Genomic DNA, 16,908 nt, shown 5'->3' on the forward strand with positions numbered 1-16,908 from the left:
TTGGCTTTACAAGCCATCGTTGGCAGCTGCCGGATAGAGCCGACTTCGCTTCCCGACTTTATGGTGAGACTTAATCACTGTCAAGCCCGATCGAACGCTTGTTTTAATTTTTTTGCTCTGCTTATCACCAGAGATTCGGTAAGTTACACTCTCGTGCTTGCTTAACTGCCTGGAGAAGCGATTTGGAGTTCCTGACTGAATACGGTTTGTTTTTGGCCAAAGTGGTCACTTTTGTTATTGCGGCAGTAGTTGTTGTCTCTATTATTTTTGCCGCCACCCAAAAGGACAAAGATGGAGAAGATGACGACGGAGAGTTGCAGATACGCAAGCTTAACGAGCGTTATCGCAAGTTGCGCGAGTCCATCCAGGCGCGCCTGATGTCTGATCAGGAGCGAAAAGCCTGGAGCAAGGCCAAAAAGAAAAAAGAAAAAGCTGAAAAGAAAGCCGGCAAAGCGAAGAAAGCGGATTCAGAGGCACCGGAAGAAACGCCGGCACGCATTTATGTGCTGGATTTCGATGGCGACATTAAAGCCAGTGATACGGACCCGCTTCGCCGCGCCATTGATGCGGTGCTAAGCGTTGCCGAACCGGGCAAAGATGAAGTTGTTATCAGGCTGGAAAGCGGCGGCGGACTGGTGCACTCCTATGGCCTGGCCGCAGCGCAGCTTGACCGGATACGCAGTAAGGGCATACACCTCACAGCCTGCGTGGATAAAGTTGCGGCAAGTGGCGGGTATATGATGGCCTGTGTAGCAGACCGAATTGTTGCATCCCCATTTGCCATCCTCGGCTCCATCGGCGTTGTGGCACAGCTGCCTAATTTTCACCGCCTGCTGAAGCGGAATGACGTCGACTTTGAAGTGCTGACTGCTGGCGAACATAAGCGCACCATGACCATATTCGGTGAGAATACCGATAAGGGGCGTGAGAAATTTCTTGCAGACCTTGAGGATACGCACGAACTGTTCAAGGACTATGTAGGAGAGCGTCGACCAGATCTGGATATTGCCGCTGTCGCAACTGGTGACATCTGGTTTGGCAAACGTGCACTGGACGTTAAACTCATTGATGAAGTGAAAACCTCCGACGAATATCTCATAGAGGCCTGTGACAGGGCAGACGTAGTATCAGTGTCATTCGAGCGCAAACGAACCTTGCCAGAAAAACTCGGTTTGGCAACCAGTGCGGCTCTTGAACATACGGTATGGAAAGTGCTGAGCGCTTTTCGTAACCAGAAAATCCAGTAGTTATTCAAATTGGAGACGATCATGACCAGCAATGTCGAATTCAAAGCCTGGCGAGTTGAAGAAAAAGATGGCAACTATAAAGGTACAGAACAGACTCTAAACACGGCTGATCTTCCAGCAGGCGAAGTACTGGTTAAGGTCAGCCACTCTTCACTGAACTACAAAGATGCGCTCTCTGCCTCCGGCAACAAAGCCGTCAGCCGCTCCTTCCCACACACACCCGGCATAGACGCCGCCGGAGAAGTTGTTGAATCTGCCACCGGAAGCCCGGCTGTAGGCAGCCAGGTTATCGTCACCGGCTACGACCTGGGCATGAACACCGCTGGCGGGTTCGGCGAGTACATCCGGGTACCTGCCGCCTGGTGCGTTACCATGCCGTCCGGCTGGGATTCCCAAACAGCCATGATCTACGGCACCGCTGGCCTCACAGCCGGTTTGTGCGTCCAAAAGATCCTGACTATGGGAGCCAAACCAGAGCAGGGTAAAGTTGCTGTAACCGGAGCCTCAGGCGCAGTTGGTAGCGTTGCCGTAGAATTGCTTGCAAAACTCGGCTTCGATGTTGTCGCAATCAGTGGCAAAACCGATCACGCAGATAGCCTCAAAGCCTTGGGTGCCATAGAAGTAGTTGGCCGCGACGCACTGACGGAAGACAAGAAACCCGTACTAAAACCGGCCTTCGCCAATGCAGTGGATACGGTAGGCGGGTCACCTCTGGCGGAGTTGTTAAAACAAATCAAACCGGGTGGCTCTGTATCTTGCTGCGGCCTGGTTGCCGGCCCTCAGCTGCAAACCACTGTTCTTCCCTTCATCCTGCGAGGTATAAACCTTTTAGGGGTGGATTCGGTAGAAATTCCGCTGACAGAAAAAGAGGTGGTATGGAAAAAGTTTGTGGGTGACTGGAAGTGCCCGAAGGCGGAAGCATCTGCGAAAACAATTGGCCGTGCTGACCTTGATAGTGCGCTAAAAGCGTTCTTGAAAGGCGAGTCAGCAGGGAAAGTTGTATTGGATCACGCAGTCTAACGCCGAAGCTTGAACAGTCAGGGGCGGAAGTCCTGTCAAAACCGTGCGGAGCCATGGATGGCGGAGCCGAGCGTACATGGACGTATTAACAGCGTGTTTTGACAGGACTTCCGCCCCTGACTGTGGATTCCGATGTTTCAGATTAAGATGCCCGACGCCGAAACAGGGGCTGGTCAGTATCCGTAGCCGCCTGATACCCCTGACTAAAAAAGTTCAAGGCGCGGGTCGCTTTACGAATATCTTTGTCAGGTCTCAGTTCATAGGTATCAAAACCACATCGCTTCATAAACTGAAGCTGATCGAGCAGCACATCACCAATAGCTCGCAACTCATTTTTATACCCGTACCGCTCCCTCAAAAGGCGGGCAATACTATAGCCTCGGCCATCACTGAACTTCGGAAAGTTCACTGCAATCAAAGGCAGCTCATTCACGTGATCCGCCAGAATCTCAGGCTCATCATGGCTATCCAGCCATACGCCCACATTCTCATCGCCCGCAAACTGCTCACGACTCTCAAGCCAAAGATCCGCAGGAATCAACACACGCTTTTGCTCAGGAATATCCAGAGCTTCGCCGCCCTCAGGGCGGGAAACCACAGTCCACTGGTTCTGACGGATGCTGCCATCCCGAAAAATAATGTCAGGCATAAACCCGCTCCTTGAATGGATCAATTCCAACACGGCGATAAGTATCAATAAACGACTCCTCCTCCGTGCGCTTGTTAACGTACACATCAATAATCTTGGCGATCACCTCCGGCATATCATCCCGAGCGAAAGACGGTCCCAGAATTTTGCCGATTGTCGCATCGTGCTGTGATGCACCACCAAGACTCACTTGGTAGAACTCCTGACCTTTTTTATCCACACCTAGCACGCCGATGTTGCCAACGTGGTGATGACCGCAGGCATTCATGCAGCCTGAAATGTTCAAATCGATTTCGCCAAGGTCGTATAGAAAATCCAGATTGTCGAACCGACGCTGAATGGCATCTGCAACAGGAATAGACTTGGCATTCGCCAGTGCACAAAAATCACCACCAGGGCAGCAGATGATATCTGTGAGCATATTCAGGTTTGCAGTGGCAAAACCCATTGGGCCCAATTGCCCCCAAAGCTCAAGCAACCGGTCTTGCCGCACATCAGCCAGAACCACATTTTGCTCATGGGTTACCCGCACTTCGCCAAAACTGAATTCGTCGGCTAGGTCTGCAATTTGTTCAAGTTGTTTGTCAGTAACATCGCCTGGCGGGGTTCCCGTCTTCTTCATGGTGAGCGAAACAATGGCATACCCCGGTTTTTTGTGAGTATCCACGTTGTACTTCAGCCACTGATCAAACTCACGGTTTTCGAATCTTTGTTGGGCGAGTAGTTCCGTCGCATTATTCAGTGCGAGATAGGCAGGCTCAGTAAAATAGGTCTTGATGCGGTTGATAGCTTCAGGTGTGAGCTTACTAGGGGAGTCCTTGATGTGAGCCCATTCGGCCTCGACCTTCTCTGCAAAACCTTCAGGAGTCAAAGCCTTCACCAGGATCTTTATACGAGCTTTGAACTTGTTATCGCGGCGGCCATAGCGGTTATACACCCTGAGAACCGATTCGAGATAGGTCAGCAGATCCAGTTCCGGTAGAAATTCACGAATAACCGGGGCAACCATGGGCGTTCGTCCGAGACCACCACCCACGTGTACCCGAAAGCCCAACTCGCCTGCGTCGTTGCGCACGATCTGAAGGCCTATATCGTGCACTTGTATGGCGGCCCTGTCGGTTTTTTCAGAGGCGTTTACGGCAACCTTGAACTTCCGGGGCAGATACGCGAACTCCGGATGAAACGTAGACCACTGGCGAATAATCTCGCAGTAAGGGCGGGGGTCTGTGATCTCATCGGACTGTACGCCTGAAAACTGGTCCGTTGTGGTGTTTCGTATGCAGTTACCGCTGGTCTGGTTGGAGTGCATTTCCACTTCTGCCAGTTCGGCAAGAATGTCTGGCACATCTTTCAGTTCAGGCCAGTTCAGTTGCACGTTTTGGCGAGTTGTGAAGTGTGCATAGCCCTTGTCGTAATCCCGTGTGATGCGCGCCAAACGACGTAGTTGAACAGAGCGCAGCATACCGTAAGGCACACAAATGCGTAACATGGGCGCAAGTCGCTGTACGTAAAGCCCGTTCTGAAGGCGGAGGGGCAGGAATTCATCTTCAGCCAGTTCCCCGGCCAGCGCGCGCTCAGTCTGGTCCCGGAATTGTGCAACCCGTTCGGCGGCCATTTGCCGATCGTGCTCATCGTATACGTACATAGTAGAAAGATCCTGGGTAATAATATCGTAATTGCATGGCCCCGAAAGCGGGTGCCTTATAGCTGAAACGAAGGATAACAGCCGCCTCTTATACTAGAAACGATTATTTCAAGATATGTTTATCGATTAAGGCGATAAGGCCGCGGGTGGGGGCTGGACGAATGTCAAATTACTGCTTTACTGATAGGCAGAAACGCAGGTAGGTGCCCGTTTCGCTTAATGCCAACTTGGCAGACTCTGCAAAAGGAATAGGTGATGAAGAACCAAACGCGGTCAGACAGCAATGCCGACGCGGTAGCTGCGGTGGTAATTATTGCACTTGTTGTAGCATTCGCTGTGATCTGGGTGTCAGGGCAGTAATGCTAGTGACCAGACAGGACCAGCTTCACAACCATAACCAGTGTGCCGATAAAAAGGCCAGTGAACAGTAAGGCTCCAATGATATAGGGCCAAGGGCTGTGGCTCCCGAAATCTTCCTCTCGGCGCTTGCTGGACTGGACGCCCAGAGCGCCAGCAGCCACGCTCTGTATGACTTTAAAAACCCCGGGTCCCTGGGGTTTTTTGTTTTTACTGTTCCCGGTGTTTGGCTTAACGGCCATAAAACCCATCCTGTGTGCGTGTTAGCAGCGCCCTTACTCTGCAGGATCGTAAGCCAGGCTTGGTGCCAGCCAACGTTCTGCTTCCGCTTTGGTCAGCCCTTTACGCTCAGCATAGTCTTCAACCTGATCTACGCCAATTTTGCCCACAGAGAAAAATTTCGATTCCGGGTGTGAGAAGTACCAGCCCGAAACGGCGGCTGTTGGGAACATGGCAAAGCTCTCTGTCAGCTCAATGCCTGTTTGCGCGGTGGCATCGAGAAGATTGAACAGAGACGTTTTTTCCGTGTGATCAGGGCAGGCCGGGTACCCGGGAGCCGGGCGAATGCCGTGATAACGCTCCTTGATCAGATCTTCATTATCCAATTGCTCATTGCTGTTATAAGCCCAGAATTCCTTACGAACGCGTTCATGCATGCGTTCAGCAAAGGCTTCAGCCAAGCGGTCAGCCAGTGCTTTCACCATGATCGCGTTGTAATCATCGTTGGCGTTCTTGTACTCCAATGACATTTCTTCTGCGCCAATGCCGGTTGTTACGGCAAAACCACCAATGTAGTCACAATGCTCTGAGCCTTCTTCTGCCACAAAGTCTGAAAGCGCCATCATCGACTTGTTTGGCGCCTTTTCGTCCTGCTGGCGCAAGTGGTGCAACGTGGTCAGTTCTTCAGAGCGGCTTTCGTCCTTGTACACCACGATGTCATCACCACGACGATGTGCTGGCCAGAAACCAATTACACCAGAAGCACTTACACGCTTTTCATCAACCATTTTGCGAAGTATTATCTGAGCGTCATCAAACAGGTTTTTAGCCGCTTCCCCACGTTTTGGGTCATCGAATACTTGTGGATACTTTCCGGCAATATCCCATGAGATAAAGAAGGGCGTCCAGTCAATATAGGGCTCAAGTTCTTTGAGATCGTACTCTTCAAACACTCGCGTGCCTGTAAAGGTTGGTTTGGGTGGTACGTAGTTTTCGAAAGTGATTTCAGGAGCTCGTTCGCGGGCTTCTTTAAGGCTGACCAGCTTGGTGCGGTCACCGCGCTGCTTTCGACGTTCCCGGATCTTGTCGTATTCCTCGCGTGCATCACTGACAAGCTTTGGCTTGGAGGTGCTGCTGAGCAATTGGGAGGCAACGTTTACGCAGCGAGACGCATCGGATACATACAGAGCAATGTCGTTTTTGTAATGGGGCTCAATTTTTACAGCAGTATGCGCTTTCGATGTGGTAGCACCGCCAATCATCAGGGGCAGGTGAAAATCAAGGCGCTGCATTTCTCTGGCAACGTGAACCATCTCGTCCAGAGACGGAGTAATCAGGCCGCTCAGGCCGATGATGTCGACGTTGTGTTCTTTGGCAGCGGCCAGGATCTTATCGCTGGGCACCATAACTCCAAGGTCAATCACTTCGTAGTTGTTGCACTGCAGTACCACGCCTACGATGTTCTTGCCGATGTCGTGCACATCGCCTTTTACAGTAGCCATGAGGATTTTACCCTTGGCCTGCTGGTCGTCAGACTTCTCTGCTTCAATAAAGGGAATCAGGTGCGCAACTGCCTGCTTCATAACCCGGGCGCTTTTGACCACCTGGGGCAGAAACATTTTTCCGTCGCCGAACAGGTCGCCAACAACGTTCATGCCATCCATCAATGGCCCTTCGATAACGTGAATCGGGCGCTCGGCCTGCTGGCGACACTCTTCTGTATCTTCGATAATGAAGTTGGTAATGCCCTTTACCAGCGAGTGCTCTAGCCGCTTGATTACCGGCCATTCGCGCCAAGCGAGATCTTCTTCCTGGGTTTTTCCGCCTTTGCCCTTGAAACGCTCTGCAATTTCCAGCAAGCGATCCGTGGCATCATCGCGACGGTTGAGCACAACATCTTCAACCAGCTCTTTCAGTTCAGGCTCAATTTCATCATAAATAACCAGCTGGCCTGGGTTTACGATACCCATGTTCATGCCGGCTTTGATCGCGTGGTAAAGAAACACGGAGTGGATTGCTTCACGCACCACATCGTTGCCACGGAAAGAGAAAGAAACGTTACTCACACCACCCGAGATAGACGCATGTGGCAGGTTTTCGCGAATCCAGCGGCAGGCATTGATGTAGTCCACAGCGTAGTTATTGTGCTCTTCAATACCTGTGGCGATCGCAAATACGTTCGGGTCAAAAATAATATCGGCCGGATTGAAGCCAATGCTGACCAGGACATCGTAAGACCGTTTACAGATCTCGGTTTTACGCTCAAAGGTATCTGCCTGCCCTTGTTCGTCGAAGGCCATAACCACAACCGCAGCGCCATAGCGCATGCAAATTTTTGCGTGGTGAATGAACGCTTCTTCGCCTTCTTTAAGGCTAATAGAGTTAACAACGGCCTTGCCCTGAATGCAGCGTAGCCCGGCTTCAATAACGTCCCACTTGGACGAGTCAAGCATGATGGGAACGCGTGAAATGTCAGGCTCGGAGGCGATGAGGTTCAAGAAGGTGACCATAACCTCCTTGGAATCCAACATGCCTTCATCCATGTTGATGTCGATAATTTGAGCGCCGTTCTCAACTTGGTCCCGGGCAACGCTCAGGGCTTCTTCGTACTGCTCTTCTTTGATCAGGCGCAAAAAGCGCTTGGAGCCCGTTACGTTGGTGCGCTCACCCACGTTAATAAAGAGGGTGTTTTCGTCACCCGTGAAAGGTTCCAGACCCGAAAGGCGAAGTGCTTTTGGGCGCTCAGGAATCATGCGGGGAGGGTACTTGGCTACGGCTTTTGCTACCGCTTCGATGTGATCCGGGCGTGAACCACAGCAGCCGCCAATAATGTTCAGGAAGCCATCGCGAGCAAAGCCCTCAATGATTTCGGCCATTTCTTCGGGAGTTTGGTCGTACTCTCCGAATTCGTTAGGCAGGCCAGCATTAGGGTGGGCGCTAACGTAGGTTTCAGCCTTGCCTGAGAGTTCTTCAACATACGGACGCAAGGCGTCTGCACCCAGGGCACAGTTAAGACCCACAGAAATCGGGCGGGAATGGGCAATCGAGTTCCAGAAGGCTTCGGTTGTCTGGCCTGAGAGTGTACGGCCGGAAGCGTCGGTTATAGTGCCCGAAATCATAATCGGCAGCTCAATACCGCTGTCTTCGAAATACTGCTGAGTTGCGTAAATAGCTGCCTTAGCGTTCAGCGTGTCGAAAATGGTTTCAATAAGGATGATATCGCAACCACCTTCAACCAAGCCTTCAACGGATTCGTAGTAGTTGTCTACCAGGCTCTGGAAATCGGTGTTACGGAATCCCGGGTTGTTCACATCAGGCGACAAAGAGGCTGTTCTTGAGGTTGGCCCAACGGCGCCTGCAACAAACCTCGGTTTGGAGGGATCTTTGGCGGTATACTCATCTGCCACTTGCCGTGCCAGTTTGGCAGCAGCGACGTTCAACTCTTTGGAGTACTCTTCCAAGCCGTAGTCTGACTGGGATACCCGAGTGGAGTTGAATGTGTTGGTTTCGATAATGTCGGCACCAGCATCCAGGTAATCTGCGTGAATGTTTCGCAGAAGAGCAGGCTGGGTGATATTAAGCAGGTCGTTGTTGCCTTTAACTTCACGGTCATAGTCTGCAAACCGATCGCCCCGGAACGCTGCTTCGTCCAGTTTCAGGTTCTGGATCATGGTTCCCATACCGCCGTCGAGAATCACAATGCGCTCTTCAAGAGCTTTGTGAAGTTGTTCCAGGCGAGCGTTGCGTTCGGTCATAGTCAGTATTCCGGATGTCGTCTTTAACTGCGTGTTTGGTTCAATGGCGCGGGATCATAGCAAAAATGCTGTGGCGAGTCTTAGTTCCACACCCGCTATTTTTTTACTTGCGTCAAGTTCGTGTAAGCCGCCTATGATAAGGGAAAGTCACTACGCTGGGAAAGACCAACTAAATTGGTTGGTCTTTCATGTTGCACCGAACTGCCTTAAAATGAATCTGAACTTACTAACGGGTTGAAAACATGGCATTGGTTACTGTGACAGATCCCGCACGGGATTATCTTGCACAACTTATCGAAAAGCAGGATGTAGAAGGCATGGGTGTGCGTATCTTTGTAACCCAGCCGGGCACTAAGAATGCTGAAACCTGCCTGGCATACTGCCCACCTAATGAGATTGTGCCGACAGATGAACAGGTTGATCTCGAAAAATTCACTCTTTACCTGGATCACAACTCTGTTCCATTCCTTGAAGAAGCTTTTGTAGACTACTCCAAGGACCAAATGGGAGGGCAGCTGACGATCAAGGCGCCAAACGCCAAGGTTCCGAATGTTGATGAGAACGCACCTTTACCGGACAGGGTAAATTACGTGCTGGCCTCGGAAATCAACCCGAACCTTGCGGCACATGGTGGTGACGTTTCATTGGTTGAGATTGTAGATGAGTCGATTGCTGTGCTGCGCTTTGGTGGCGGCTGTCAGGGGTGTTCTGCGGTCAGCCTTACCCTGAAGCAGGGGGTTGAAACCACTCTCAAAGACAGGGTCCCTGAAATTACAGGGGTTCGAGATGTAACAGATCACACGAAAACCGAAAACGCATACTATCAGTGATGATTCGGCCCCATTAGGGGGTTTATTTAGCGGAAGCATTCATGCGTTATTCCCCGGGCACCTGCTGAAACATATGCAGGAAGCCCGGGTAGTTTAATGTGCTTGCTTTAACACCGCGCCCTCCCGCTAGCTGGAATGCATCCAGGCTGGCAGTGCACTACTTGCTAGCAATCTATGGCTGTTCGGCCAATGCCTCATAATTCCTGCTCCCGCATGATTTGCTCCACTAAGCTGAGGCGATGACTGCTAACACGCCTGACCATCAATGATTAAGTTTGCAGGCTGATTGCCAGACTTTGAAAATACCGGGGTTCCGTTTGTTTGACGCTGCGCTTGTTTCCGTGCCCATCATGGCCGCTGTGGTAGGTTGGTTTACTAACTGGCTTGCTATACAGATGTCTTTTTACCCGGTTCAGTTCATCGGCATTGGCAGTGTTGGTTGGCAGGGTGTTATTCCTCGTAAAGCGGAAAAAATGGCGCATATCTGTATCGACAGAACTCTTCGGCAGTTTGGCGACCTGAATGCTGTTTATCAGAAACTTGAGCCCCAGCGCATTGTTGAGCAGGTCATTTCACAGGTAACACCACGCCTTGATGAATACATCGATGAAGTGATGTATGAAATACAGCCGGTGCTCTGGGATAACTTGCCTCTGTTTTTGCGCAAACGTGTGTATCAGTGGGCTCGTGAGCAGCTACCGGATTGCATTGAAGACCTGGTTGAGGATTTTGGCGAGGATCTCGATGAGCTGGTGGATCTGAAAGCTCTGTTGAGCCGTGAGCTGGCACAGCACCCCGACCTTATGAATCGAATATTTCAGCAGGCCGGGTCGGTTGAGCTGAGGTCTGTTATCAATCGGGGCGCTATCATCGGTGGGGTTCTGGGCCTGGGGCTAGCTCCGGTCTGGTCAGCTTATCCTGAGCCTTGGCTGTTGCCTGCTGGCGGGTTCGTGATTGGCTTTGTTACCAATTGGCTTGCAATTAATCTTATTTTTGCGCCCCTGAAGCCTCGCCAGTTTTTATTCTGGAATATTCAGGGGTTGTTTTTGCAGCGCCAGCCGGAGATCAGTGAGGTTTGGGCAACGCTGGTTGCGAACGAATTGATTACGGTAGAAAAGGTTGCGGATGCGATGATAAATGGCAACCGGGGCCACCGAACCCGAGCTATCATACAGAAGCACATGAGGCCCTTGTTGGATAACTCATTGCTGATGAAACTCAGTGCTCAGGTAGCTGTAGGAATGAGTGGCTATACTGAATTGAAGAAAGCGATGAATCAACAGGCGCTTCACGCAACCCGCGATGTTTTCAGTGATCCTGCTTTTAACAAGGAGCGGGCACCAGTGGTCGCCAGTGTGTTGGCCGGTCAAATGAAGGCCCTCCAACCGGTTGAGTTTCAGGACATACTTCGACCAGCATTCCGAGAGGAAGAAGTGCAGTTAATGTTTGTGGGCGGCCTATTCGGCCTGATTGCGGGGGCCGCACAATTTCTCGCTTTGACGTACCCGATTTTTTAGCCCGAAAACGCATGTAAATATAAACAGGAGGACGTTATGCCGTTCTGGGCAATGCTTGTCGCACAGTTTATCGTTACTGCTCTAGCTGTTTTGACGGTTGTGCTTGGCTTCTGGGTCTATGTGATTCGGCCGTACCTGGACCGAAAAGTTTCAGAGCTTATTGCTGTATCCGAGGAAATTGAGCCGCGCGTGGCCCGGGGCGTAAAACTGGGCATTACAGATACAATTCGTGAGCTACCAGAGAACGCCTGGGATGGAACGGTTAGAGAATCTACCCGTCAGTTCCTTAAATTCGGCTCGGGCATTTTCGAGAATGGTTTGAGCAGCTTACTTGGTGGCGCTGCAGACCTTGAGCGTCGTAAGCAGCAGGGGCGCCCATCAGCCGGGAAAGCTGATGACGAGTCAACAGGGTCGACGTCCGATAACTAAGCGGGGCAGGCATCATAGGCTCCGAAAACTACAGGCAGTTTGTTGGTCGTGGCAGGCCGGCTATCCGACACGCTGTTTTCGCAGGGGTGCCAGGGAAGAGTTGCATAAGATAAATGCTGTTGCCCCGTTCTTCGCCCAGAGCCTCTTTCACCGACTTCACGAACAGTCGGTTTGAAGGTGGCGACATCTCATGCTCTTTATAAAAAGTACGCAGGAACTCAATGATTTCCCAGTGCTTTTTGTTAAGCTCAATATTGTCATCCGCGGCAATGCATGATGCAATTTCATGTGACCAATCGCTGGCATTTTCGAGAAAGCCTTCATTGTTTCTGGCGGGCATTACAGGGTGTGTCATAGGTCACCAGCTTATTATTTGTTGCGCTTGTGCTGTCAGATCAACCATGGCGGCGAAATCCACCAGAGTTGTGTTTTCAGAGCACTCGCCAAGGCCGCGTGCGATTACGTCTGGTGCCAGCGCAAAAACCGGTATGCCAGCCCTGTATTCGTTTAAGCTAGCTACAGCCAGCACGGCATTCTCAATGAGAAGCAGTGTGTCTCCCGGCATCAGGGCACTGAGGCATTCCACTGATCGTGGATGCGAGGGTGCTTTGTTTAGAATATGAAGGACATGAATGTGCGTCATATGGGGCGGCCCTGTGTGTCAGCCTGCAAAAGCGGTGTGTGAGTGTTGGCGAATTAATTCAGAGCTGCTTTCGGTAATGACGACACCTGCGATCATACTTTCCGGAAAAAGTGAATACTGATCGCATGCCGCTGCATCTGCATATAGCTTTTCAACACCAAAAACAGGTGCCGCGGAAAGGTTTTTTTCCACGGATTTTTGTTCAATTTCGCTCGTTTCCTGCGATTTTCGTAACCAGTTCACGCCAGCCCCCATAAACAATAGGGATACCCGCTGGTCAAATGCAGCCAAAGAAAAGGCCATATCGAGGGCTTCGCGTCCGGCCCAGGCTCCGTAGGGTGGCTGGTCAATGACAATGAGAGTGCTTTTGCTCACGGCTAGCCTCCTCCGTGGAAATAAATAACTCGTGACGAGGTCATAGTTCCCTCAACCCATTCACCGAGGCCGGCAATAGTGAATGGGTCCAGCAGGTTACTTGCTGGCAGCGCGTATCTTTTCTGTTCCGACTCGTTCACCAATCCCCGCCTCAGTGCCGACGCAATACAGGCGATCCCGGGTATGGCATTGTCAGTCAGGAATTTCGCCCACAACGCTGGCCAGTGAGATTCATCGGAAGGAGGTGTGACGAGTGCCGAGGCAAGGTGAACCCCATCACCATAGAGGAACACTCTATCCACCGTATGGCCGGCTGTAATAGCCGCCTCAGCGAACAGTAGAGCCGTTTGTGGGGCTTGAGAGGAGTAGGGGGCTCCGGTGATAACCAGAGTGTAGTTTTGCACTGGGATAGCAGCCATGAAGACAGTTCTTGCTTGGAGTTGACCTAGTTTACCAATAGCAAAAACCCCGGCAAAGGGCCGGGGTTTTATTAACCAGGAATTTCGGAAATGAGTCCGGATCTTAGTCGCTGGAGAAAGCGCCAATCAGGTGCAGGAGGCTAACGAACAAATTGTAAATGTTCAGGTACAGCCCAGTGGTCGCCATGATGTAGTTGGTTTCCCCACCGTTAACGATACGGCTAGTGTCGTAAAGGATGAAGCCTGACATCAGGAAGACAATTGCTGCGCTCAGGGCCAGGCTGAAGGCTGATATTTCAACGCCGAACATGGCTGCAACCATTGAACCCAGCGCGGCAATCAGAACAACGACCAAGCCTGCAACCAGCATGCCGCGCATGAAGCTGAAGTCCTTCTTGGTGGTGAGCACATAGCCGGACAGGGCAAAGAATACCAAGCCTGTACCGCCCAGAGCCTGCATGATGATTTGGCCACCATTAGGGAATTGCAGGTAATAGAACAGAATAGGGCCAAGGGATAGGCCCAGGAGGCCCGTGAAAGCGAACACAACGGCGATGCCGGCAGAGCTGTTGGCGGTACGTGGCAGTACAAACCAGATCAGTGCAAGCGCACCCAGGCTGCAAACAAGGCTAGCGCCTTGGCTCAGGCCAATAGACATGGATACACTTGCCATGACCGCACTGAAAACCAGCGTCATTGCGAGCAGGGTGTAGGTGTTGCGCAAAACCTTGGTGGCTGAAGCACTCATCGGTGCGGTAGCGGATCCACGGGCAATCATGCCGTTGCGGTTCTGCTGAACATTGTATTGTCTGTTTTGCATTCTGATCTCCGGTTAAATGCAATTTGATTGGTTACGCGCTTCAGGCGGAAAGCCTGGTGAGCGCCAATCACTTGGAATTACACACCATCATAATGTCGAAATCTCAACTTTCAATCATTTACGACACGAAAGTCGCCCTCAGATTCCATTAAACACAGTTAATGTTCAAATGTGCATGGAGTTTTGTGCAGGGCGTTGACAGCACTGACAATTCCGGTATCATGCACACCGCTGTCGCTAGGCAGCAATGGAAAAACGGTGGGCTGGCAGAGTGGCCGAATGCAGCGGTCTTGAAAACCGCCGAGGGTTAGTAGCCCTCCCGGGGTTCGAATCCCTGGCCCACCGCCATTTTTTCCAATAGATTCAAGTGCTTATCCTGTCGCGCTGCTTCCTGTGCCAGTCGAAATCTTGTGGCTTTTTTCAACCACAATCCCCCTGCGTACTCTAATTATGGCTTCCAGGCTTTAAACCTGAAGAAAGTACCCCCATCTTATCTCTCATAACCCAACTTTGCATTTAATGCGCAGTTTTCAGGAGTTTGGTATGTCAGGCGATAAGTCAGATACAGAAAAAGATATGGGTGGGGTGGAGCGCCGCGATCGTAAATTTGCCGTATCCACAAACCGGGGCAGTGCCAGCCATCGCGTGCGTTATGTTGAGGCAGGCGGTGCCGGCGTGGATATTGATGAATGTACTTTCTGTGAAGCCATGCCAGATCTCTCTGATTCAGATCAGGAGCAGAAAGGCAAAGAGGAAAAGCAGGGGGCGCAGGGAGGCCTTTCAGATTTATGAAGTTTGGCTCAGCAGCGGTTTTGATCAGCGCTACTGAGCCTTTAGCTCAGAGATCCCTGCCGGGATAGATAGCCTCTTTCTGTTCGTCTGCATGCTTCTGGCGAGCAGCCAATGTTTCCGGCTGATTATCTGGTAACTGCCAACCTTGCAGGTTTTCTTCAATAAGTTGCACCAATGCTTCGATGTGACCAGGCGTCGCATTCAGTGCACTGATGTAACTGAAGCTGTCTCCACCAGCCTCCATAAAGTACCCGCGGTTTTCTTCGTCTATCTCTTCAATGGTTTCAAGGCAGTCAGATGAGAACCCCGGGCAAAACACATCGATTGACTTGACACCTTGACCGGGCAGCCCCTTGAGTGTTTCGTCTGTATAGGGTTTTAGCCACTCTTCTCTGCCGAAGCGAGACTGGAAGGTGGTCATGTAGTCCTCTTTTCCCAGTCCAAGCCTTTCAGCAAGCAGCCTTGAGGTTTTGTGGCACTCGCAATGGTAAGGGTCACCTTTGGTCAGGTATTTCAGAGGCACTCCATGATAGGAGAGTATCAACTTCTGGTTTCGCCCGTGGTTTTCCCAGTGATTTTCTATGTGGCGTGCCATAGCTTCGATATAGGGTGGATAATCCGGGTAGTGCGAAATGAAACGAAAATCAGGTAGCCACCGACGCTTTGTGAAATCCTTGGCAATCGCATCGAAGGTGGATGCTGATGTGGAAGCAGAATACTGAGGGTAAAGGGGCAATACCAGAAGCTTTCTTACGCCTTGGTGTGCCATTTCATCAAGTACTCTTGGTACAGATGGGTTGCCGTAACGCATGGCAAACCCTACCACTATGTCAGTGCCATATTTCTTTTTAAGGACCTCCTGAATGCCTTCAGCCTGCTTTGCCGTGTGAATTAGCAAAGGGGAGCCTTCAGGCTGCCATACACCTGCGTAGGCTGCTGCACTGCGTTTGGGGCGAATGCGTAATATGATACCGTGAAGAATTAGCCACCACAGAGGACGAGGTACTTCAACGACCCTGGGGTCTGCAAGAAACTCCCCGAGATAACGTCTTAATGCTGAAGGGGTTGGGGCATCCGGGGTACCAAGGTTGGTTATCAGCACACCAATCCGTTCCGGCTGATTATGCCGAAAGTTCTCTGTACCTTTGTATTGCATGGGGAGGTGGATCCTGAGCGTTGATCGTTGAAAGTTGAGCAGTAATTACCGATTCCCGGACTGGTGAGCAATACGCGGGGCAAGACCGCTAATATCGTATCCGGCGGCGCGCGCCTTGGTAAAAATCTCCTCAGCAGGAGTGTAGCGAGCAGCACTTAGTGCCCACAATACTGTGCACCGGGTTCCGCTTCTGCAAAAGGCCAATACGGGCTTTTCGGCATCTTGGATCATAGTGTTGAAACTATCAACGTCTGCGTCTGTGATGTTTCCCGATGCTACGGGCATGTATATCCAGTTCACCCCGTTTTCCAGGGCCGCTGCTTCAATATCGGCCATGGCTGGCTGCCCGAATTCTTCCTGATCTGGCCGGTTAGCAACCAGAGTTTTGAACCCAAACCTGGCGATATTTGCCACATCAGCGTAAGTGATCTGGGGCGCTACAGAAATGTTGTCATCAATTTTTCGAATATCCATGGGGCGGTTCATCTCCGGATTCAGTAAAGCAAACGACGCCATCATCTCACAGGTGATGGCGCCTGTCAGAATAGCAACCCTGTCCGGATTACTCTTGTGCGGTGGTGCTCCAACCGCCTGTCGATTTCTGCGTGGACGAACCTGCACGGGCACGTTCCACTAGCTCAAATAGTGCCATTCCGGCAATCATAGAGGCTGCAAACACGACGGATTTCATCTCCCCTGCGCCTATACCTACGAGGGCTGGGCCTGGACAGATCCCGGAAATCCCCCAACCAACACCAAACAACAAGCCTCCGATAATCAGGCGCTTGTCGATGCCGGATTGCCCTTGCAACTTCATACTGAAGCCAAGGAAGGACAAGGTTCTTTTACGTGCGACAGCAAAAGCAAAAAGCCCAACGATAATAGCGCCGCCCATAACGAGAGCCAGTGATGGGTCCCAAGGGCCGGCAATATCAAGGAAGCCTAATACTTTTTCAGGGTTTGCCAACCCTGAGATAAGAAGCCCGAAGCCAAATAGCAGGCCAGAAAACAAGGATGCGAGAGCAGATTTCATTG

At 51.3% G+C, this 16,908-nt stretch carries 18 protein-coding genes and 1 tRNA gene; 7 read left to right on the forward strand and 12 right to left on the reverse strand.

The window, feature by feature from the left end:
* The first annotated feature begins 182 nt into the window (after positions 1-182).
* Both sohB and CDH47_RS14330 read left to right on the forward strand, forming a co-directional pair.
* Positions 183-1,247, forward strand: coding sequence for a protease SohB (gene sohB, locus CDH47_RS14325; RefSeq protein WP_100640586.1), 1,065 nt, complete (start codon positions 183-185; stop codon positions 1,245-1,247).
* Positions 1,248-1,268: 21 nt separating this feature from the next.
* Complete coding sequence (locus CDH47_RS14330; RefSeq protein ID WP_100640587.1) at positions 1,269-2,267, forward strand: YhdH/YhfP family quinone oxidoreductase; 999 nt, start codon at positions 1,269-1,271, stop codon at positions 2,265-2,267.
* Between the two features lie 142 nt (positions 2,268-2,409).
* Here the strand turns inward: CDH47_RS14330 and CDH47_RS14335 are convergent, their stop codons facing one another.
* From CDH47_RS14335 to metH, 4 genes are all read right to left on the reverse strand, one after another.
* Positions 2,410-2,916: a DUF934 domain-containing protein gene (locus tag CDH47_RS14335; protein ID WP_100640588.1), complete on the reverse strand. Its 507-nt coding sequence runs from the start codon at positions 2,914-2,916 to the stop codon at positions 2,410-2,412.
* Complete coding sequence (locus CDH47_RS14340; protein ID WP_100640589.1) at positions 2,909-4,561, reverse strand: nitrite/sulfite reductase; 1,653 nt, start codon at positions 4,559-4,561, stop codon at positions 2,909-2,911. Before CDH47_RS14340 ends, CDH47_RS14335 begins: the two co-directional genes overlap by 8 nt.
* A 362-nt stretch (positions 4,562-4,923) precedes the next feature.
* Positions 4,924-5,160, reverse strand: coding sequence for a DUF2970 domain-containing protein (locus CDH47_RS14345; protein ID WP_100640590.1), 237 nt, complete (start codon positions 5,158-5,160; stop codon positions 4,924-4,926).
* 33 nt (positions 5,161-5,193) lie between these two features.
* Positions 5,194-8,892: a methionine synthase gene (metH, locus tag CDH47_RS14350; protein ID WP_100640591.1), complete on the reverse strand. Its 3,699-nt coding sequence runs from the start codon at positions 8,890-8,892 to the stop codon at positions 5,194-5,196.
* Positions 8,893-9,134: 242 nt separating this feature from the next.
* Between metH and nfuA the strand changes: the two genes are divergently transcribed.
* The 3 genes from nfuA to CDH47_RS14365 all read left to right on the forward strand — a co-directional run bounded on the left by nfuA (position 9,135) and on the right by CDH47_RS14365 (position 11,668).
* The gene (nfuA, locus tag CDH47_RS14355) at positions 9,135-9,722 is read left to right on the forward strand and encodes a Fe-S biogenesis protein NfuA (RefSeq protein WP_100640592.1); all 588 of its coding nucleotides are present in this window, start codon (positions 9,135-9,137) and stop codon (positions 9,720-9,722) included.
* Positions 9,723-10,039: 317 nt separating this feature from the next.
* A complete protein-coding gene (locus CDH47_RS14360; protein ID WP_193601663.1) occupies positions 10,040-11,239 on the forward strand; it encodes a DUF445 domain-containing protein in 1,200 nt (399 codons plus the stop codon).
* Positions 11,240-11,275: 36 nt separating this feature from the next.
* Positions 11,276-11,668, forward strand: a complete 393-nt coding sequence (locus tag CDH47_RS14365; protein ID WP_100640593.1) for a hypothetical protein — start codon at positions 11,276-11,278, stop codon at positions 11,666-11,668.
* A gap of 28 nt (positions 11,669-11,696) precedes the next feature.
* On the opposite strand, the gene CDH47_RS14370 is transcribed toward CDH47_RS14365, so the two are convergent.
* The 5 genes from CDH47_RS14370 to CDH47_RS14390 form a co-directional block, all read right to left on the reverse strand.
* Entirely contained in the window at positions 11,697-12,023 is a 327-nt protein-coding gene (locus tag CDH47_RS14370) for a TusE/DsrC/DsvC family sulfur relay protein (RefSeq protein ID WP_100640594.1), read from the reverse strand.
* Positions 12,024-12,026: 3 nt separating this feature from the next.
* Positions 12,027-12,311 carry a sulfurtransferase complex subunit TusB gene (tusB, locus tag CDH47_RS14375; protein ID WP_100640595.1) on the reverse strand — a complete coding sequence of 95 codons (285 nt, stop codon included), beginning with the start codon at positions 12,309-12,311 and terminating at the stop codon, positions 12,027-12,029.
* 18 nt (positions 12,312-12,329) lie between these two features.
* Positions 12,330-12,686 (reverse strand): DsrE family protein, encoded by a 357-nt coding sequence (locus tag CDH47_RS14380; protein WP_100640596.1) that lies wholly within the window; start codon positions 12,684-12,686, stop codon positions 12,330-12,332.
* Positions 12,687-12,688: 2 nt separating this feature from the next.
* A complete protein-coding gene (gene tusD / locus CDH47_RS14385) occupies positions 12,689-13,105 on the reverse strand; it encodes a sulfurtransferase complex subunit TusD (protein WP_100640597.1) in 417 nt (138 codons plus the stop codon).
* 103 nt (positions 13,106-13,208) lie between these two features.
* On the reverse strand, positions 13,209-13,925 hold the full coding sequence (locus CDH47_RS14390) for a Bax inhibitor-1/YccA family protein (RefSeq protein WP_100640598.1): 717 nt from the start codon (positions 13,923-13,925) through the stop codon (positions 13,209-13,211).
* Positions 13,926-14,182: 257 nt separating this feature from the next.
* On the opposite strand from CDH47_RS14390, the gene CDH47_RS14395 reads away from it, so the two are divergent.
* A tRNA-Ser gene (locus tag CDH47_RS14395) sits at positions 14,183-14,273 on the forward strand.
* A 195-nt stretch (positions 14,274-14,468) separates the two neighbouring features.
* Positions 14,469-14,717 (forward strand): hypothetical protein, encoded by a 249-nt coding sequence (locus CDH47_RS14400; protein ID WP_100640600.1) that lies wholly within the window; start codon positions 14,469-14,471, stop codon positions 14,715-14,717.
* A 46-nt stretch (positions 14,718-14,763) separates the two neighbouring features.
* On the opposite strand, the gene hemH is transcribed toward CDH47_RS14400, so the two are convergent.
* The 3 genes from hemH to CDH47_RS14415 form a co-directional block, all read right to left on the reverse strand.
* Complete coding sequence (gene hemH / locus CDH47_RS14405; RefSeq protein ID WP_100640602.1) at positions 14,764-15,873, reverse strand: ferrochelatase; 1,110 nt, start codon at positions 15,871-15,873, stop codon at positions 14,764-14,766.
* Between the two features lie 45 nt (positions 15,874-15,918).
* Positions 15,919-16,347 carry a protein tyrosine phosphatase family protein gene (locus CDH47_RS14410; RefSeq protein ID WP_100640737.1) on the reverse strand — a complete coding sequence of 143 codons (429 nt, stop codon included), beginning with the start codon at positions 16,345-16,347 and terminating at the stop codon, positions 15,919-15,921.
* Between the two features lie 88 nt (positions 16,348-16,435).
* Positions 16,436-16,906, reverse strand: coding sequence for a DUF6691 family protein (locus CDH47_RS14415; RefSeq protein WP_100640603.1), 471 nt, complete (start codon positions 16,904-16,906; stop codon positions 16,436-16,438).
* Positions 16,907-16,908: the final 2 nt, after the last annotated feature.

Origin of the sequence: Marinobacter salexigens, assembly GCF_002806945.1 — a bacterium.
Taxonomy (GTDB): Bacteria; Pseudomonadota; Gammaproteobacteria; order Pseudomonadales; family Oleiphilaceae; genus Marinobacter; species Marinobacter salexigens.